This is a genomic window from Pseudoxanthomonas sp. LARHCG66, assembly GCF_052871755.1.
This window is the reverse complement of sequence record NZ_JBIXJW010000001.1, coordinates 1-19928: the sequence shown is the minus strand read 5'-3', so window position 1 is coordinate 19928 and position 19928 is coordinate 1. Positions and strand designations below refer to the sequence as shown.

Genomic DNA, 19928 nt, shown 5'->3' with positions numbered 1-19928 from the left:
CATGGACAGGATCAGGCAGGGTGTATGCCGCGCCACGGTCATGCTGGCGGTGCTGCTGGCACCGGTGGGTGCACGGGGGCAGGGCGGTGACCTGGGCGCCGAATGGCAACCGGTGGATCCCGCCCGGCTGGCGCAGATGCGCGGGGGCTTCCAGATGCCGTCGGGCATGACCCTGTCGTTCGGCATCGAGCGAGTCGTCTTCGTCAACGGCGAACTGACGGCGCGTATCGCCGTGCAGGTTCCGGACGTGGCACGCATCACGCCGGACCAGGCTCAGGCGTTGGCCGATTTCAATCGCGGGCTGGTGGTCCAGATCGGCGAGGGCAATCGCTTCGATCCCGCGCAGGCCACCGGCGGCCTGGTGATCCAGAACACGCTGGATGACCAGGATATCCGCACGGTCACCCGCATCGACGTGGGTATCGACACGCTCGGGGCCTACCAGACCCTCAACGCGAACGGCGCGCTCACGGACGCGCTGATCCGCGCACCCGGCAGCCCGTGACATCGACGCAGGACCGGGATCACCGCGCTCACGCACAAGACAAGGGGCACAGCATGAAAGGGACGTCTCTGATGGAAGTCGCACCGCTGGCATTGGCAGTCAGCCTGGGGGTGCACGCAGGGCAGGCGCGGGCACAGGAACCGGTGATGCCGGCGTCGCCCCCTCCGCCGGTGCCGGCGCAGCCCTACGAAATCACCGCCGATGCACGGCTGGACGCACTGCAGCGCCAGCTCAACGAGCAGACGCATCGGTTGCAGGCGATGCGTGACGCCATGCAGGCCCAGGAGCAGCAGATATTCACCCTGCAGAATGCGCTCAACGAAGAAATCCTCGCCAATGCGCGCGCGCGTGGTGCGCCCGCCCCCGTGATCGTGCCCGCGCTGAACCAGGCACCGACCTTCCGCGATTCCCCTCCACCTGCGCAGACCTACATCGTGACCGGTCCAGCGCCGCAGGCGACCCCGGTGGCACCGGCTCCCGACGGCGCGCATGCGGGCACGCAGGTCGCGCAATCCGGTTCCCCCCCGCCCGCGGGCCAGCAGACACAGCAGGCAGACACGCAGGCGCCGCAACGTGTCGGACAGGCGCCGGAGAGCGAGTCGCGGCCGCCCGAGGTCGCGCAGATCTTCGATCAGCCGGGCGTGCTGACACCCAAGGGCAAGATGGTGGTGGAGCCGTCGCTGCAGTACGGCTACTCGGCCAATGATCGTGTCGTGCTGGTGGGCTACACCATCATTCCCGCCATCCTGATCGGCTTGATCGATGTGCGCCAGGTGAAGACCACGACCGCCGTCGCCACGCTGACCGGGCGTTATGGCCTCAGCCGGCGCATGGAACTCGAGGCGAAGCTGCCCTACGTCTACATCCACAGCGATACGGTCAGCCGCGAGATCTTCACCGGTTCCGCCCAGGACCGCGTGTTCAACGCACGCGGAAGCGGGATGGGCGACGTGGAAGTCACCGGCCGCTACCAGCTGAACCGGGGCGCCGCCGACAAGCCGTTCTACATCGCATGGCTGCGCTACAAGAGCCGCACGGGGCGCGATCTGTTCGAGGTCGTCACCGACTGCGTGACGCGCTGCGTGGCCAACACCACCGGTACCGGCCTGCCACTGGACCTGCCCACGGGCAGCGGCTTCAACGCCCTGCAGCCCGGCGTCACCTGGCTGTTCCCCTCCGATCCGGTGGTGTTCTTCGGCAGTCTCAGCTACCTGCACAACTTCAAGCGCAGCAATGTCTCGCGCCGCGTACTGGGCGGGCAGACCGAGTTCCTGGGCGACATCAAGGCCGGCGACATCCTCGGCTTCAACCTCGGCATGGGCCTGGCGCTCAACGAGAAGGCGGCCATCAGCATCGGTTACGACCAGAGCATCGTCGACAAGACCGAGCAGGATGGAAAGGAGGTGGCGGGCGCCGTGCGTACCACGCTGGGTACGCTGCTGCTGGGCGGCACCTACCGCTTCAGCGACCGCATGTCGCTCAATGTCGCGCTGGGCGTGGGCGTGACCCGCGACACGCCGGACCTCACCTTCACCGCGCGCTTGCCGATCAACTTCTGATCCGGCAACTCAGCTGGCCCGGCCCTGCCACCAAAGCCACAGGGTCGCCGCCAGCATCAGCCACTCGGTCACCGCCAGCATCATCGTGGTCGATTCCACCGGCCACCAGCGCAACAACGCTGCGCTGCGGTAGAGCACGATCGGCAGGTACAGCGCCATCGCCAGCAACAGACCGGTGCGCAGCTGCTGGGTCCAGGCGAACCACGCGAACAGGAACGCAAGCCCGAGTTGCAGGCCGCCGTAGATCGTCAGGTACTCGGTCTGCCCGGACCGGGTAAGCGACACGTAACCGACCGCCACCGCCGTGCGCGCGGGCGCGAACGTGCACCAGCCGGCGAGCAGCAGGTAGAGCACCGCGTTGAGGTAGAGGTAGGCGGCTGTCATCGGACGTCTCGCAGGGAACAGGCGCCTCTTCTCGCACGGCACGGGGTGATGGCGTGGTGAACGCGCGGGAAATCCCGACAGCGCGGCGCGGCGCGCCCCGATCCCGATACCCCTGCCATCGCCGGATCCTGCAACCTCCATCCCGCAGGAGCCCGCCATGTCCGCGTCTTCGTCGTGCGCGCTGCGCATCCTGCTGGCTGCCATCCTCGTCGCCGCCGGCAGCGCCACCTGGGGCAGCGACCCGATCCACAAGTGCCGGGGTGCGGATGGTCAGGCGCATTACCAGGCGATGCCCTGTACCTCGACGCAACGCACGGAATGGGTGCGCGCCTATCCCGCCGATCCGCCGATACCGGCGACATCCGCATCGTCCTCATCGGCGCCACGTGCGACGGCCAGGGCAGACAGTCCACGTCCGCGCTCCCGCACGGGCGCGCGACGCCGGCAAACCTCATCGCAGGGCGCTGTCATCTCGATGCATCGCGACGCAGCCGCCTGCGAGCGGGCCAAGAAGGCGCGCGACCAGGCGCATGTGCGCCTCGGGCTGAGGCGGGACTTCGATACCAGTCGCCGCCTGGACGACCGTGTCAACGCAGCATGCCGCTGATGTCGGGCACTCAGACCGTGCGCGAGAACCGCGGTGCTTCTGCCGACGCTGCCGCATGCAGATAGCGATCGAAGCACATCGCGATCACGCGCAACAGCAGGCGGCCACGTGGCGTGGCCTGGAAGCCGACCCGCGTGAACGTCAGCAGGCCGTCGTCGGCCAGTGTCTGCAGCCTGGGGAGGGCATCGGCGAAGTATTCGGTGAACGCGATGCCGTGGCGGCGGCCGATGCGGCCATAGTCCAGCCGTCCGTGGCACATCAGTTCCTGGATGACGTCTGCGCGCAGCACATCGTCACGGTCCAGCGGCATGCCGCGCCAGACGGGCAGGCGGCCGTCGTCGATGGCGCGCTCCCAACTCGCGATGTCGCGCGGATTCTGGCTGAAGCTGTCGCCGACATGGCTGATCGCGCTCACGCCGAAGCCCAGCAGGTCGCTTTCGGCATGCGTCGTATAGCCCATGAAATTGCGGTGCAGGTCGCCACGTTCCTGCGCACGCGCCAGCTCGTCGCCGGGCAGGGCGAAGTGGTCCATGCCGATGTAGACGTACCCCGCTTCCACCAGCTGTTCTATCGCGCACTGCAGCAGCTGCAGCTTCTCCTCGGGGCTGGGCAGATCCTCCAGTGCGATCCGTTGTTGCGGCTTGAACAACTGAGGCAGGTGGGCGTAGCTGTAGACCGCAATGCGGTCAGGCCGTGCCTGCACGACGATTTCCAGTGTACGCAGGAAGCCTGCGCGGGTCTGCTTGGGCAACCCGTAGATCAGGTCGATGTTGACCGATCGCATGCCGTGCTCACGACACGCGGCCACGATGGCGAGCGTTTCCTCCACGCCCTGCACCCGGTTCACGGCCTTCTGTACCTCGGGATCGAAATCCTGGACGCCCAAGCTCGCGCGGTTGAAGCCGATGCTGGCCAGCTCGCCGATATCGGCTGGCGTGACGAAGCGCGGGTCGAGTTCGATGGAGAAGTCCATCCTCTCCGGTGCGGCGAAACTGAACTGGCTGCGCAGCTCGGCCACGCAGTCGGCGATCTGGGCGGGGGTCAGGAAGTTGGGCGTGCCGCCGCCGAAATGCAGCTGTACCACCGGGCGCCCGCTGTCGAACAGCGGCGCCATCCGCGCAATCTCGCGATAAAGATAGTCCAGATACAGTTCCGCACGTGCCTTGTCGCGGGTGATCACCCGGTTGCAGCCGCAATAGAAGCAGGGACTGGTGCAGAAAGGAATGTGCACATACAGCGACAGCGGCCTGGTCTGCGCCTGCCGATTGCTGGCGGCGGCCTGGTCGCGCAATTGCTGCGCACCGAAGCTGGCGCTGAATTGCGGCGCGGTCGGATAGGACGTGTAGCGCGGCCCGGGCGTGTCGTAACGCCGCAGCAGGTCCGCATCGAACAACGGAGACGGGGAGAGGGTGCCCATGACGCACAGGCTAGGGGCACCGCGCGGGTGCCGCATTGATCGGGATCAATTCCGTTGCGAATCGCGTGCCTGGGTCGCTGGGGCGTCCGGGATCTCGGGCAGCATCTCCAGCGCGGTGGGCGTGGTGCGGAGCATGGGATGGAAGCGCGCCGGATGCAGCAGATGGCGGGCCTTGAGCAGGCGGCGTCCGCCGGCAATCAGGGCCAGCAGTCCCAGCGTGCAGGCGAAGAAGGCCGGCAACGCCGTTGCGCCGGACCGCTGCATCAGCACGCCTGCCAGCGCGGGGCCCGCCGCAGCGCCGATGCCGTTCAACAGGAGCAGCGCACTGCATCCGGACAGCAATTGCTCCGCCGGCAGGCGATCGAGCAGATGCGCGACCGCCAGCGGATACAGCGCAAATGCCAGCCCGCCGAACAGGAAGAACAGCGCGTGCATGCCGGCAGGCGTAGCGGCTTCCACACGCAATGCGAGCATCGCCGTGACCGAGCCCAACGCGGCCACGACGGCCAGCGTGCTGCGACGGTCGCCCCGGTCCGACAAGCGGCCGATGGGCAGTTGCAGCGCGGCACCGCCCAGGATGGTCACGGCCATGAACGTGCCGATGCCCGCACGATCCAGCCCCAGCGAGGCCGCATAGACCGCGCCCAGGCCCCAGAACGCGCCCAGCGCCAGGCCTGCGAGCAATGCCCCTGCGGCGGCGCTGGGGGCTGCGCGGCATATCTGCAGGATGTGGGTGCGCGGTGCCGTGCTCAGGGTGGGCGGCTGCAGTTGCGTGGTGCTGACCGGCAGGATGGCCAGCGCGAACAGGATGGCGACCAGGCTGAAGAGCACGGGGCTTCGCGGCGGCTGCAGGTCCAACAGCAATTGACCGCTGGCAAGCGCAAGCAGTGTCACCACCATGTACACCGCGAACACCCGGCTGCGATGTTCGGGCGCCGCCTGCGCGTTCAGCCAGCTCTCGATGACCGTGCACAAGCCGACCAGCGCCATGCCGGTGACGACGCGCAGCGCCAGCCATCCCATCGGCTCCATCCAGAGCGGGTAAACCAGCACGGCGGCAGCGGCAAGCGCTGCGTGGAAAGCGAACGCGCGGATGTGCCCGACGCGGCGGATCAAGGGAGGCGCAGTGAACGTGCCCAGGAAGAAACCCACGAAGTAACCCGACATCACCAGGCCGGTGGTCCGTTCGCCCCAGCCTTCGGTCTGGCTGCGCATGGCCAGCAGCGTACCCAGCAAACCGTTGCCGCCGAGCAGCAGGGCAACGCTGGCGAGCAATGCGGTGATGGGAAGCAGGACACGAAGCACGGAGAGCGGGCGACACCACGGGGAGACGCTCCGCATGCTAGCAACGCGATGCTGAGCGAAAGGTTCACGCGCCACGCTTCTGTCGTCCCGTGCGGCTGACGTACCGCGCGACGCCTTCGGTTATCCTGCGCACGTACCGTGGTCGATATGCAGCAGGCAGGGCTCCCCGATGAGTGAACGCAAGATTCCGGGCATCGATGACTACGAAGGCGCAGCGGGAGGGTGGGGCGCCCTCGGCGCCGTTGCGCGCGCACTGAAAAGCCAGATGGCGGTCGGCCGGGAAACCGCTGCGCTGCGACGCGTCAACCAGCCTGCGGGCTTCGATTGCCCTGGCTGTGCATGGCCGGATCCGCGCCACACTTCGTCATTCGAGTTCTGCGAGAACGGGGCGAAGGCGGTGTCGTGGGAGGCCACCGGCAAGCGCGCGACGCCTGCCTTCTTCGCGGAGCACACGCTCTCGGGACTCTGGGAGTGGAGCGACCATGCGCTCGAGGACGAAGGCCGGCTGACGTATCCGATGGTGTACGACGCCGCATCGGACCGCTACGTGCCGATCAGTTGGGAAGATGCGTTCGCGCGCATCGGTGATGCGCTGCGCGCACTCCCGCATCCGGACATGGCCGAGTTCTATACATCCGGGCGCACATCGAATGAAGCGGCGTTCCTCTACCAGCTGATGGTGCGCGAATACGGCACCAACAACTTTCCCGACTGCTCGAACATGTGTCACGAGGCGACCAGCGTGGGCTTGCCCGAGTCCATCGGCGTGGGCAAGGGCACGGTGACGCTGGATGATTTCGCGCTTTGCGACGCACTGTTCAGCTTCGGCCACAATCCCGGCACCAACCATCCGCGCATGCTGTCCACGTTGCGCGAGGTATCGAAGCGAGGAGTGCCCATCGTGGCGGTGAATCCGCTGCGCGAACGCGGGCTGGAGCGGTTCACTTCGCCACAGCATCCGGCGGAGATGTTGACCAACACCGCCACGCCGATCGCACAGACGTATTACCAGGTCAGGATCGGTGGCGACCTGGCATTGCTGAAAGGCATGATGAAGTGCCTGCTGGATGCCGATGCCGAGGATCTCGCCGCAGGTGGTCGCGGCGTACTGGACCATGCCTTCATCGCCGAACACACCGAAGGGCTGGATGCCTTGCGCGAGGACCTGGCGCGCACGACGTGGGACGAGATCGTCGAATGTTCCGGGCTGTCGCGCGATGACATCGCCGCCGCCGCGCGACTCTACGCCAAGGCGGAGCGCGTGATCCTGTGCTACGGCATGGGCATGACCCAGCATCGCCGTGGCACGCAGAACGTGCAGCAGATGGCCAACCTGATGCTGCTGCGCGGGAACATCGGCAAGCCTGGCGCCGGCATCGCGCCGATACGCGGCCACTCCAACGTGCAGGGCGACCGCACAGTCGGCATCACCGAGAAGCCTACGCAGGCACTGGTCGATGCGATCAAGCGAACCTACGGCTTCGAATTCCCGCTCACGCATGGCCATGATGCGGTGGAAGCCGTGCGCGCGATCCGCGATGGACGCTCGCGCGCACTGGTATGCATGGGCGGGAACCTAGCGGTGGCGATGCCGGACCCGGAGACCACCCTTCCCGCCATGCGCAAGCTGGACCTGGTGGTGCACATCGCCACCAAGTTGAATCGCTCGCACCTGATCCCCGCGCGGCAGGCGTTCCTGCTGCCGTGCCTGGGGCGCACAGAACGCGATGTGCAGGCAAGCGGCGTGCAGTCGGTGACGGTGGAGGATTCCATGTCCATGGTGCATGCATCGCAGGGTGGCCTGCCACCGGCATCGGAACATCTGCTGTCGGAGCCGGCCATCGTCGCCGGCATCGCCAAGGCCACGCTGCCGCAGACGAAAGTGGACTGGGATGGGCTGGTGGGCGATTACGACCGCATCCGTGACGACATCGAAGCCGTGTTCCCGATGTTCAGGGATTTCAACCGGCGCGTGCGCGAGCCCGGCGGATTCCGGCTGTACGTCGGCGCATCCCAACGGGACTGGGGCGGTGCGGGCAGGAAGGCGCAGTTCCTGGTGGCCGAAGGATTGAACGAGGATCCCGGCATCGATCAGCAGCATCTGCTGACCCTCACCACGATCCGCTCGCACGATCAGTACAACACCACCATCTACGGATTCAACGACCGTTACCGGGGCGTGAGCGGGCGCCGCGATGTGGTGTTCATGAACAATCTCGACATGCAGGCGCGTGACCTGAACCAGGGCGACCGGATCCTGGTGGAGTCCCGCGTTGGCGGCAACGACGCGGGTGCGCGTCAGGTCGCGGGCTTCATCGCGGTGGAGTACGACCTGCCGCGCGGCTCGGCGGCGATGTACTACCCCGAAGGCAATCGCCTGGTGCCGCTGGACAGCCACGATCCGCAATCGGGGACGCCGGCCTACAAGTCGATCCCGGTGGTGGTGAGGAAACTGCGCGATCCCGATGGCCATGCCGGCTGACCGCATCGAGGGAGCCGCGGGACGCCGGGTCATCGATGTCACCGGGGGGGCATCCACGACGCGGCGGGATCTGCTGGCGGAGGAAGTTCCGCTCGCGATCCGCTGCAATGGCGAACCGCTGGCGGTGATGATGGTCTCGCCCTGCGACCTGGAGGATTTCGCGTACGGCTTCGCGTTGACCGAACTCGGTGTTGCGGCTGACGAACTTGTTCAGGTGAACGTCCAGCCATTGCTGGAAGGCATCCAGCTCGACCTGCGCACGCGACATCCTTTGCCCACCCGAGCCGCAGATCAGCAGCGCTGGTTGCCGGGGCGCAGTGGGTGCGGCATCTGCGGACACCGGCATCTGGAAGAGGTTGTCAAACAGCCGAAGGCGGTCGGGCAGGGGAGTTTCATCGCGTCATCCGCGCTGGACGTCGCGTTGGCCGGCATCGGGGCGCGGCAGCCGTTGAATGCGGCGACCGGCGCGATCCACGCAGCGGCATGGGCGAGGGCGGACGGTACGCTGGTGGTGGTGCGCGAGGATGTCGGCCGCCACAACGCGCTGGACAAGCTGATTGGTGCGATGCTCCGCGAGGGCATCGACGCCGGATCGGGCTTCGCGCTGGTGACCAGCCGCGCGAGTTACGAGATGGTGGCGAAGGCAGCGGTCGCGGCGATTCCACTCTTGGCGGCGATGTCGGCACCCACGGCATTGGCGGTGGATCTGGCGACAGGCTGCGGGCTGTCGCTGGTCGGTTTCCTGCGTGACGACAGGCATGTGGTTTACAGCCACGCATGGCGACTCGGGTTGCGCTGAGCCCCGATGGGGTAAGCCCCATTGCGGCAACGTGCGTCGCCACACCGGATGCCTGCGCCATCCAGCGGCAGGTGTCCCCGCTACGGGGCCTTGGCTTTGCCTTTCCGCCGGGTCGCCACCGACGCGCGCTTCACCAGTTTGTGTGGAACCACATGGTTGACGATGACCCGCGCAGAGGCGCTGGGGCGTCGGATTTCCCGCAGCAGGATGTCGATCGCCGCATCGGCCATCGAGGCAACCGGCTGGTGGATGGTCGTCAGCTCCGGCCAGACCATGATGGCTGCGGATGTATCGTCGAAGCCCACAACGGACAGGTCGCGCGGCACGTCCAAGCCGCGGCGATGCGCCACCGAAACCACGGCCGAGGCCATGTCGTCGTTGCTGGCGAAGATCGCAGTGGGTGGGCTTGGCAACGCCAGCAGGCTTTCGGCGGCCTCAAGCCCGGAACGGTAGGTGAAGTAGCCGGGTTGGACCAGGTGCTCGTCGAATGCCACGCCTGCCTCCGCCAGCGCATCGCGGTAACCCTGCAGGCGATGGGCGCTGGCCGTCTGGTTCGGGTCGCCCTTGATGTAGCCGATCCGCGCATGCCCATGGGCGATCAGATGGGCCGTCATGTCATGGCTGGCGCGATGGTCGTCTATGCGGACGCAGGAAATCGTCTCGCTGAAGCGACCCGACGCGATCGAAACGACAGGGACCCCGGCCCGCGCGAACTCCATGACGATCGCCTTGGACTCACACAGCGGCGGCGGCAGGATCACGCCCGCCACGCTCCTGGCCAGTTCGCGCGCCGCCGCGCGTTGGCCCTCCACGTCCAGCGTGTCCCAGGTCGCGATGACCAGCTGAGCCGCTGCGCGCGCCGAACCACGCAAGGCGCCGACCAGCAGCTCGCGCAGGTAGCTTGAACTGGGATTGGTGTAGATGAGTGCGATGCACGTGTGTTGCGCCGCAGCGAGCGAACTCGCCGCCAGGTTGGGCCTGTATCCCAGTTCGCGCACAGTGCTCATGACGCGCTCACGAGTGGCGTCACGGACACCGCCGTGCCCGTTGACCACGCGCGATACCGTCATCGGCGAAACGCCTGCGTGGGCGGCGACCTCGTCGATGGTGATGGCGCCTCCCTTTCGCCGGACGGATTTGATCGATTTTTCCATGCTGCTCTGTCTGCTCCGTTTGCCGGGTGCAATCGAGGTGCTGCGAACAACGGGTGATGCGGTTGCGGCGAGCGTCGCACATGGAGATGCATCGAACGAACATCGGTACGTCGCCCAACTCGCTCGCACATGGAATCGCGGTTACATGAGCATTCTCGACCAACCCCCATGGAAACGCTTCCATTTCCCCGCTCGGTTAGCCATGGAACGTGGTCTTGACGAAGCCACTTACGGGATTGCTGCGCTGCATGGTGACAAACACAGGGGTGCGTGATTAGTCTGCGCCGAACTCGATGGTAGCGCTACCACATTGATCGATGCACTCATCGATCCGTCCTTGGAAGTTGACTGAACGCTTTGTCGCCTTGCGACACGGGAACCAGCCGGAAGAGTGTTTTCAACCGCTGTGCAATGACGGGCGCTATCACCATGCCCGGTCTGGAAATACGGGCCTGCGCCCGAAGGTGCCCTTGGGGAGGGCGACACATCCAATGATCGAACGTGAGAGGGGAGACCACATGAAAGAGTGCAGGTACCGATGCCGTGCACCGGACAAGGCCCAGACCATTGCGGGAGCGCGAATCCATGCCTGCCGCGGCGTTGCTGGCCCTTCAATTCCAGACCTGAGGACATGCTGATGAGTCGTAAGTTGGCGAGGTTCAAGTCGACGGCCATGTTCACCTTCGTGGGTGGCGTACTGGTCATCAATCCCGCTTTCGGGCAGGAATCGCAACAGGCGCAGGCTCCGGCCGCGCAGCAGACACAACAGCAGGCGACGCCGGACGCCACCACACTGGATACGGTCGTGGTCACGGGCTTGCGCAGCAGCCTGAGCCAGGCAATGGACATCAAGCGCGACTCCGCAGGCGTCGTCGATGCGATCAGTGCCGAAGACATCGGCAAGTTCCCGGATACCAACCTCGCCGAATCCCTGCAGCGCATCACCGGCATCTCGATCGAGCGCCGCGATGGTGAAGGTGCGCAGGTCACGGCACGCGGCTTTGGTCCCCAGTTCAACATGGTGACGCTCAACGGCCGGCAGATGCCGGGTGCGGATGCGTTTGGTGCTTCGGGCCAGGTCGCCATCGGCGGTGTGGACGGTGGTACCCGCGCGTTCAATTTCGCACAGCTCGCCGCCGAAGCGATCAACGGCATCGAGGTCTACAAGACCAGCCAGGCCCAGGTTCCCAGTGGTGGCATCGGCGCCACCATCAACATCCTGACCGCAAGGCCGTTCAACCATGACGGCGTGGTCGCCAGCGCGGGGGCGAAAGTCGTTTCCGACCGGAGCCAGCCGTTCGAGAATGACCTGACGCCGGAACTGTCGGGCATTTTCAGCTACACCAACCCCGACAAGACATTCGGCGTGAGCCTGAGTGCCAGCCATCAGAAGCGCAAGGGCGGCTCGGTGCAGGCGACCGAGAACTACTGGAACGTGCAGCCGTGGACCGGGACGATGCCCGGCGATCCGACCGTGGTCAATGCGCCGGCCATCGGCGATCTCTACGCACGTCCCAATGACTTGCGCTATGCGTTCTCGGAATTCGAGCGCGAGCGCGTGAACGGCCAGGCCGTGGTGCAGTTCGCACCGACCGACAGCCTGACCCTGACCCTGGACTACACGTACTCGACCAACGAGATCACCGAGAACCGTGGCGAACAGGCGATGTGGTTGCAGAACAGCAACTACACCGATATCGAGTTCGACACCAGCGGTGCGGTGGCGACGCCTGTCTATATCCGCGAGATCGCCGGGACCAAGGATTTCGGCATCGAGCAGCAGCGCAGCATGCAGAAGTACAAGCTGGGCTCCCTCGGTCTCAACGCCATCTGGGACGTCAGCGACAGGTTCCGTCTGAGCTTCGATGCCCACAACTCGAAGAACGAGAGCCGGCCCAACGACCCGCTCACCGGCGGCGGCTCGATCTTCATGAGCATCGCCGGCACCAACAACTGCACCGCCGGCCCGCATTGCGGCGGTTCATGGGTGCAGGAACTGGTGTTCAACAACGGTCTGCCGATCGGCACACAGACCTGGTACCCGACCACCGATGACGCTATCGCCGGGACCAACGGCGTGGTCAATCCCGGATTCGTGGAGGGCGAGGTCGGCTCACAGGTGCTCCGCGTCAATGCACAGACCCAGGTCAGCGAGATCAAGCAGGCCCGCATCGACGGCGAATGGAGCTTCGACCAGGGCCGCTTCCAGTTCGGCGTGGATACCAACAAGTCCACGACCCACCGCATCCAGGCGGCGGAGGCCTACTCGACACTGGGCGACTGGGGTGTGGCCAACGTGGATTCGGACACGGCGGCCGGGTTGATGGATCTTCTACGGCCGGTCAACATCGGCGGCTTGTTCGATGACTACAACGTCACCAGCTGGCCCGTCTGGCGGGGTAACGCGGGCGAACTCGCTCAGTGGGCAGCGGACCAGTATGGCGTGGGACTGGGCGTCAGCCCGCAGCGCGCTGCCGACAACCGGGTGGAAGAGAAGACCCATTCGGCGTACTTCCAGGTGGAGCTGGAAGGCGAACTGGGTGGCATGCGTACCAACACCCGTCTCGGCGTGAGATACGAGACGACGGATGTCGTGTCGACCTCGGTGATCGCGATCCCCGAGGCCATCGAGTGGCAGGCCAACAACGACTTCCGCATCGTGCTGTCCGACGAGCAGCAGCCCTTCAGCGAGAAAGCCAGCTACAGCTACATCCTGCCCAACCTGGACTTCAGCATCGATTTCACCGATGAACTGAAGGGACGCGCGTCGTTCGGCAGGAGCATCGCGCGAGCCCCCTATGGCAACCTGTACGCCGGCCCCGGCGCGCAGCAGCCCTTCGGTTCGGTGCTGCTCGATCCGTCCGTCCGCGCAAGCGGGAACGCGCAGAATCCGAGCCTGAAGCCGCTGGAGTCGGACAACCTCGACCTGGCGCTGGAGTGGTACTTCGCCGATGCGAGCTATGTGTCGCTGACGTACTGGAACAAGTCGGTCGACAACTTCATCGGCAACACCGTCGGTCAGGAATCCCTGTACGGTTTGAGGGATCCCACCTCGGGCCCGGATGCGCAGACGGCACTGGCCTTCCTCACCAGTGCGGCGTGTGTGACCCAGGTCGGGGCCGCCAATGCGGCGGCGTGTTCCGCCAACGACACGTCGCTGTTCACGGCCCTGGCCCTGCTGCGCAACGATCCGGCGGGCCTGGCGGCGTTCAATGGCACCGGTGCGCAGACGCTGGCGACCGAGGCGGCCTACAACCTGTACGGTGAAGCCGATGATCCGCTGTACCAGTTCAACGTCAACCGGCCGATCAACCAGAACCAGTCCAAGCTGCATGGCTGGGAACTGGGGGGCCAGTACTTCTTCGGCGACAGTGGTTTCGGCATCCTGGCCAACTACACCGTCGTGCGGGGCGATGTGGGATACGACGACGGCGGCGATCCGGCCATCGACCAGTTCGCTCTGACAGGCCTGAGCGACACGGCCAACGCCATGTTCATGTATGAGAAGCATGGATGGTCAGTCCGTCTGGCTTGGAACTGGCGCGACGAGTACCTGATCCTCGCCAACCAGGGCGCGAGCCGCAATCCGTACTACGTGGAAGAGTACGAGCAGTGGGACCTGAGCGTGAACTACACGCTCAACGACCACTGGTCGTTCGGTCTGGAGGCGATCAATCTGACCGGTGAGGACGTCCGTTGGCGTGCACGCACCGACCAGATGATCGTCAAGCTGGCCGACCAGAGTCCGCGCTACATGGTGGGCGTGCGCTACAAGTTCTGAGTTTGGCGATAGACGCCCTCTCCGGATATCGCCGAGCGGGGACCGCTGCGCGAGCAGCGGTCCCTTTTAGCAAGTCGTGCCGCCGGATGCGGCTCGAACACGATCTGCCAGCGTTAGTATCATCGGACGCCTCCTGGCTTCCCCGAGAGAAAAGATGGCCCGCTACGAACTCCTCAACAATGTTTCACACAAGGATCTGCGTGTCGCGACCGGCTTCGGCCCCCAGTTCGGTGACGACGTGGGCATGGTGCCGGCGTTCCCCAGCGAGTTCGCCGAGCTGCAGCGGGAGTATCCGATCTTCCTGAGGAAGGATCCGGGCACGGGCGAATGGCAATCCGTCGTTCTCCTGGGTTTCGAACAACGCGAGAATCTGTTTTTGCAGGAAGGCCGATGGAATGCCGCCTATCTTCCGGGTGCGGCAGCGAAAGGGCCTTTCCTCATCGGCTTCCAGGAGCAGCGCATCGACGGAGAGCTGAGGAAGGAAGCCGTGATGCATGTGGATCTCGACCATCCACGCGTGAACTTCGCAGCGGGTGAGCCAGTATTCCTTCCGCAGGGCGGTAACAGCCCCTATCTTGAGCATATTGCGGGCGTCCTGCGTGGCATCAGGGATGGCAGTGAATTCGGCTCCGGCATGTTCGCGGCCCTGGATGCGATAGGCCTGATACAGCCCGTCAATCTGGATGTGCAACTGGATGACCGACACCACGTGGGCGTCAATGGCTTGCACGGCATCGATCGGGAGAAGCTGGCCGCGCTGGACGGGCACGCATTGTTCGAATTGAACCGCTCCGGTTACCTGGAAGGCGCATACCTGATCCTGGCGTCGCTCCACAACATGCGCCGCCTCATGGCCGAGAAGCAGCGTCGCCTGCGTGCGCAGGATGCCGCGATGCCGCATGGCGGGAACTAGCCGTCATGTCGACGGACGGTGCAGCAATGCGTGTCCTGGAAAGCGTGCGTCCGGATGCGCTGCCGCTGGCAGAGCTGATCTCGGATGGCCAGCCCGTGCTGCTCAGGGGCGTCGCGCGCGACTGGGGGTTGGTGCAGGCAGGATTGCGATCCGCGCAGGACGCGATGTCCTACCTGCTCGGCTTTGATGCCGGCAGGCCGATCCAGTATTCCTTCGGTGGGCCCGGGATTGCCGGCCGGCCTTTCTACAACGAGGACTTCACCCGACTGAATTTCGACGTCAGGCGTGGATCCCTGGCCCAGGTGCTCGGAGAAATATCGGACCATCTGGACGACCCACGTCCGCCCACCTACTACGTGGCCTCGCTGTTGGTCGATGGAGCACTGCCTGGCTTCGCCCACGCCAATGGCCTGCCATTGGCCGCGCACGATATCGATGCGCCACCCAGCATCTGGATCGGCAATCGCGTGGTCGCGTCCTGCCACTTCGACGCACCTAACAACCTGGCGTGCTGCGCGGTAGGCAGGCGGCTGTTTACGTTGTTTCCGCCGGAACAGATCGAGAATCTCTATCCCGGCCCGCTTGATCCCACGCCCGGAGGGCAGGTCGTGAGCGTGGTCGACTTCGATGATCCCGACTACGGGCGCCATCCGCGATTCCGCAAGGCGCTGGCCACCGCGCAGACCGCACTGCTCGAACCCGGCGATGCCATCTTCATTCCCAGCATGTGGTGGCACCACGTGCGCAGCCTTGAGCCGTTCAACGTGCTGGTCAACTACTGGTGGCGCAGTTCGCCAGCGTTCCTGTCCTCGCCGTTGCCGGCTTTGCACCATGCCCTCTGGACGCTGCGGGATCTTCCGGAACGTGAGAAACACGCATGGGCGAAGGTGTTCGAATACTACGTCTTCGGTCCCGGCGAGAGGGCGGGGGAGCACCTGCCCGAACAGGCGCGCGACATGTTGGGACCGATGGATGAAACTCAGGCGCGGCGCATGCGCGCCATGCTGATTGGACGGCTCAACCGCTAGCCCACGCAAGGAGACACCGCATTGGACGATCGAGTAGCCCCGACGGGACACATCCGCAAAGTGGTGATCGCAGGCGGCGGTACTGCGGGCTGGCTCGCGGCGTGCGCGCTCTCGCACCAGTTCCGTGATCGGCTGGAAATCACCCTGGTCGAGTCCGAACAGATCGGTACCGTGGGAGTGGGGGAGTCCACCGTCCCGCCCATCCGCACGTTCCACCGTTTCCTTCAGATCGACGAACAGGAATTCCTGCGCGCCGTTGCCGGCACGTTCAAGCTCTCGATCTCGTTCGAGAACTGGCGCCGTCCGGGGGATCGCTACATCCATCCCTTCGGTATCACGGGGCAGGGCACGTGGGCGGCGGCGTTCCATCATTTCTGGCTCGACAGCCTGCGCCGGGGAATGCCGTCGGAGCTGGGGGATTTCTGCCTGGAGACGGTCGCTTCGCGGGGAGACCAGTTCTCGCTGCAGACGCAACCGCAGGTCAACTACGCCTACCACTTCGACGCCGGCCTCTACGCGAAGTTCCTTCGCCGCATCGCCGAAGGCCATGGACTCAAGCGCGTGGAAGGAAAGATCCGCGAGGTCAGGCAGCATGCGGATGATGGTGCCGTGCAGTCTCTGGTACTGGAAGACGGACAGGTCATCGAGGGCGACCTGTTCATCGATTGCACCGGCTTCCGCGGCTTGCTGATCGAGCAGACGCTGCGCACGGGCTATGAAGACTGGAACGAATGGCTGCCCAGCGACCGGGCGGTGGCGGTCCAGACCGAGTCCGTGGGTCCGCCCGTGCCGTACACGCGGGCGATCGCGCACGAGGCCGGCTGGCGTTGGCATATCCCGCTGCAGCACCGCGTCGGTTGCGGCCTGGTGTTCTCCAGCCGGCACATGTCCGACGATGAGGCGCGCGCCAAGCTCCTGCGCGACGTGGGTGCGCCTGCGCTCCGTGACCCCTGGCTGGTACCGTTCCGCACCGGGCGCCGACTGAAGGCGTGGAACAAGAACGTGGTCTCACTGGGTCTGGCCAGCGGCTTCATCGAGCCCCTGGAGTCGACCAGCATCCACTTGGCCATCAGTGCCGTGGTACGCCTGGTCCAGCTGTTTCCCTTCGACGGCATCGCCCCGTCGCTCGTGGAGCTCTACAACGATGTCAGCCGCGCGGAGATGGAACACGTGCGGGACTTCATCATCCTTCACTACCATGCGACGCAGCGCGAAGAGCCGATGTGGAAGGCGTGCCGCGAAATGGCATTGCCCGAATCGCTGGACATCCGCCTGCGCGCGTGGCGCGAACGCGCGCATGCCTGGCAGGATCCGGACGAACTCTTCCGGGTCGACTCCTGGACCCACGTATTGCTGGGCCAGGGCATCATGCCAGGGCAGCCTCATCCCCTGGCGCGTGCGCTGGCGGATGATGACCTCCGGAAACTGTTAGCGTCCATTCGCCAACCCATCGATCACGCGGTCGCGCAGATGCCATCGCAGCAGGCGTTCATTGATCGCTATTGCAAGGCCGGATCGGATGTGTGGGGCGGCCGGCCGGTGTCCCTTTAACCGCCGGGACGCGCGGACAAGCCCATGCTGATCACCCCTCATGCGGATATCCGGATCACGCGGCACACGATCGGCAAGGAAGGCGCGCCGCTGCTGATCATCGACAACGTGATGTCGGATCCGGAGCGGATGGTGCGGAAGGCGGCCACACGCCAGTACGTGAAGCAGTCTTCGATGTTTCCCGGCATTCGCGCGCCTGCACCGCCTTCCTATCAGCACTTCCTGGAGGTGACGCTCAATCCGTTGTTGCATGAGTGCTTCGATCTGGCACCTGGCCGCTTCGTCTTTCCCATGTGCCATTTCTCGCTGGTCACGCAACCACCCGCCAGCCTGCATTTCCTGCAGCGCGTGCCGCACATCGATTCGGTCAGCCATCGGGGTCTGGCCACGGTGCATTATTTGTTCCGCGGCACATGGGGCGGCACGGATTTCTACCGGCATCGTCAGACCGGATTCGAGTACGTGGATGAAAGCCGTCATGCAGCGTACTTCGATTGCCTCGCGCAGCAGGGTCATCACGACGCCGATTCGACTGCGGGATACATCAGCGGCGACACGACCTCGTTCGAGCGCATAGCGGAGGTCGAGGGGGTATTCAATCGGCTCATCGTGTACCGGCGGAACTCATTGCATTCAGGACGGATCGACAACCATCGGCCGCTTCCCGCGGACCCGGTGCTCGGAAGGTTGTCGATCAATGCCTTCATCGACGTCGCACGCTGAGCGGGGTGCCGCAGTCATTCCTGGCGAAGCCGCCTGGTACGGCTCAAGCGGTTGTTTTGCAATGCATTTTGCGGCGCAGCACGCTTTTTCTGTGGGTGCTGGTTACAGTGTCGTCGCCAGCACGGGAGGCACCGCCTCCGTGCTGGCAGAGGGAGCAATTCAGAGGTTCCCTTTTTTTACCGGACAAAATGGTAGCGCTAACTTTTTGAGCGCCGGAGGCAGGAATCGATGGCTTTGACCGCCGGAATCGACGCAGGCACGCAGAGCCTGAAGGTGGTGGTGTACGACGCGGCCGCACGTGCGGTGGTGGCCAGTGCCAGCGCGCCGCTTGACCTGATGAGCGGCGAGGACGGCAGCCGCGAGCAGCATCCGGCCGACTGGGTTGCGGCGATGCAGGCCTGCTTCGACCGCATCGATCCGGCACTGCGTGCACGCATCACAGCGCTGGCGGTGTCGGGCCAGCAGCACGGCTTCGTGCCGGTGGATGCGCAGGGTGAGGTACTCGCATCGGCCAAACTGTGGTGCGACACCAGCACCACGGCCGAGTGCGCGCAGATCATGGACGCGGTGGGCGGTTCGACAGCGACGATTGCGCTTGCGGGCAATCCGATCCTGGCCGGCTACACCGCCTCCAAGTTGCCGTGGACGAAGACCCACCGCCCCGAGGCTTATGCACAGCTGGCGAGCATCCTGCTGCCGCACGACTACCTCAACTTCGTGCTCACCGGCCAGCGCTTCTGCGAGTACGGCGATGCTTCCGGCACCGGCTGGCTCGACGTGCGCACGCGCACGTGGTCAGCCGATCTGCTGCGTGCGACGGATGCGGACCGCGACCTGGCCGACTGCCTGCCGCCGATCGCTGCACCCGATGCGCTGTTCGACATCGATGCGGGCATGGCCGCCACGCTGGGGCTGCCTGCCACGGCGAAGGTCGCCGTCGGCGGCGGCGACAACATGATGGCGGCCATCGGCACCGGCTGCGTGGAAGAGGGGAGGCTGGCGATGAGCCTGGGCACCTCGGGCACGCTGTTCGCCTACTCCGATACCCCGGTAGTCGATCCGGCCGGCGCCTGGGCCGCGTTCTGTTCCTCCACCGGCGGCTGGCTGCCGCTGATCTGCACGATGAACTGCACCGTGGCCACCGAACAGGTGGCCAAGGCGTTCGGCTTCAGCACGCGCGAGGGCGATGCCCACCTGCACGCCACGCCGCCCGGCGCAGACGGCCTGGTGATGCTGCCCTTCCTCAACGGCGAGCGCACGCCCGACCTGCCGCTGGGCAAGGGCGTGCTGGCCGGGCTGGATACGACCAACATGACCCCGGCGCACGTCTACCGTGCCGCGATGGAAGGGGCGACCTACAGCCTGAAGTACGGCTTCGATGCCTTCGTGCGCGCCGGCATGCAGTTCGATCGCATCGTGCTGACCGGCGGGGGCAGCAACAGCGCCGCGTGGCGGCAGCTGGTCGCCGATGTGTTCGGCCTGCCGGTGGATGTGCCGGTGCAGGCCGAGGGCGCGGCCTTCGGTGCGGCGCTGCAGGCGCTGTGGGCATGGGGCCGTTCGCGTGGCGAGACATCGTCCATCGCCGATATCGCACGCGCCCATGTCGCCACCGAGCCGGCCTTGTCCGCCACGCCCGATCCCACCCGCACGCAGGCCTATGCCGCGGCCTACCGCCGCTTCCTCCAGCACCTCGATGCCCTCACGCCGCAGCAGCGCGGCT

Annotated in this window: 16 protein-coding genes; 12 read left to right on the top strand and 4 right to left on the bottom strand. The window is 65.6% G+C overall.

The window, feature by feature from the left end:
- The first annotated feature begins 1 nt into the window (after position 1).
- Positions 2-505, top strand: a complete 504-nt coding sequence (locus ACIPRS_RS00080) for a hypothetical protein (protein WP_446537103.1) — start codon at positions 2-4, stop codon at positions 503-505.
- 53 nt (positions 506-558) lie between these two features.
- Positions 559-2064 carry an acetate kinase gene (locus ACIPRS_RS00075; RefSeq protein WP_446537102.1) on the top strand — a complete coding sequence of 502 codons (1506 nt, stop codon included), beginning with the start codon at positions 559-561 and terminating at the stop codon, positions 2062-2064.
- 9 nt (positions 2065-2073) lie between these two features.
- Here ACIPRS_RS00075 and ACIPRS_RS00070 read toward each other — a convergent pair whose 3' ends face one another.
- Complete coding sequence (locus ACIPRS_RS00070; protein ID WP_446537101.1) at positions 2074-2448, bottom strand: DUF4345 domain-containing protein; 375 nt, start codon at positions 2446-2448, stop codon at positions 2074-2076.
- Positions 2449-2605: 157 nt separating this feature from the next.
- On the opposite strand from ACIPRS_RS00070, the gene ACIPRS_RS00065 reads away from it, so the two are divergent.
- The gene (locus ACIPRS_RS00065; protein ID WP_446537100.1) at positions 2606-3055 is read left to right on the top strand and encodes a hypothetical protein; all 450 of its coding nucleotides are present in this window, start codon (positions 2606-2608) and stop codon (positions 3053-3055) included.
- 10 nt (positions 3056-3065) lie between these two features.
- On the opposite strand, the gene hemN is transcribed toward ACIPRS_RS00065, so the two are convergent.
- On the bottom strand, positions 3066-4472 hold the full coding sequence (hemN, locus tag ACIPRS_RS00060) for an oxygen-independent coproporphyrinogen III oxidase (protein ID WP_446537099.1): 1407 nt from the start codon (positions 4470-4472) through the stop codon (positions 3066-3068).
- A gap of 45 nt (positions 4473-4517) precedes the next feature.
- Complete coding sequence (locus ACIPRS_RS00055; RefSeq protein ID WP_446537975.1) at positions 4518-5765, bottom strand: MFS transporter; 1248 nt, start codon at positions 5763-5765, stop codon at positions 4518-4520.
- A 181-nt stretch (positions 5766-5946) separates the two neighbouring features.
- Between ACIPRS_RS00055 and ACIPRS_RS00050 the strand changes: the two genes are divergently transcribed.
- Complete coding sequence (locus ACIPRS_RS00050; RefSeq protein ID WP_446537098.1) at positions 5947-8259, top strand: FdhF/YdeP family oxidoreductase; 2313 nt, start codon at positions 5947-5949, stop codon at positions 8257-8259.
- A complete protein-coding gene (gene fdhD, locus ACIPRS_RS00045) occupies positions 8243-9058 on the top strand; it encodes a formate dehydrogenase accessory sulfurtransferase FdhD (protein WP_446537097.1) in 816 nt (271 codons plus the stop codon). Before ACIPRS_RS00050 ends, fdhD begins: the two co-directional genes overlap by 17 nt.
- An 80-nt stretch (positions 9059-9138) precedes the next feature.
- Here fdhD and ACIPRS_RS00040 read toward each other — a convergent pair whose 3' ends face one another.
- Entirely contained in the window at positions 9139-10212 is a 1074-nt protein-coding gene (locus tag ACIPRS_RS00040) for a LacI family DNA-binding transcriptional regulator (RefSeq protein ID WP_446537974.1), read from the bottom strand.
- Between ACIPRS_RS00040 and ACIPRS_RS00035 the strand changes: the two genes are divergently transcribed.
- The 7 genes from ACIPRS_RS00035 to xylB all read left to right on the top strand — a co-directional run.
- On the top strand, positions 10106-10486 hold the full coding sequence (locus ACIPRS_RS00035) for a hypothetical protein (RefSeq protein ID WP_446538019.1): 381 nt from the start codon (positions 10106-10108) through the stop codon (positions 10484-10486). The genes ACIPRS_RS00040 and ACIPRS_RS00035 overlap by 107 nt on opposite strands.
- Before the next feature lie 363 nt (positions 10487-10849).
- Positions 10850-13993, top strand: a complete 3144-nt coding sequence (locus tag ACIPRS_RS00030) for a TonB-dependent receptor (protein WP_446537096.1) — start codon at positions 10850-10852, stop codon at positions 13991-13993.
- Positions 13994-14147: 154 nt separating this feature from the next.
- Positions 14148-14906 (top strand): SapC family protein, encoded by a 759-nt coding sequence (locus ACIPRS_RS00025; RefSeq protein WP_446537095.1) that lies wholly within the window; start codon positions 14148-14150, stop codon positions 14904-14906.
- A gap of 26 nt (positions 14907-14932) precedes the next feature.
- Positions 14933-15934: a cupin-like domain-containing protein gene (locus ACIPRS_RS00020; protein WP_446537094.1), complete on the top strand. Its 1002-nt coding sequence runs from the start codon at positions 14933-14935 to the stop codon at positions 15932-15934.
- A 21-nt stretch (positions 15935-15955) separates the two neighbouring features.
- The gene (locus ACIPRS_RS00015; protein WP_446537093.1) at positions 15956-17485 is read left to right on the top strand and encodes a tryptophan halogenase family protein; all 1530 of its coding nucleotides are present in this window, start codon (positions 15956-15958) and stop codon (positions 17483-17485) included.
- 24 nt (positions 17486-17509) lie between these two features.
- On the top strand, positions 17510-18208 hold the full coding sequence (locus tag ACIPRS_RS00010; protein WP_446537092.1) for a DUF6445 family protein: 699 nt from the start codon (positions 17510-17512) through the stop codon (positions 18206-18208).
- A gap of 228 nt (positions 18209-18436) precedes the next feature.
- On the top strand, positions 18437-19928 hold a 1492-nt coding region (xylB, locus tag ACIPRS_RS00005), incomplete at its 3' end, for a xylulokinase (RefSeq protein WP_446537091.1).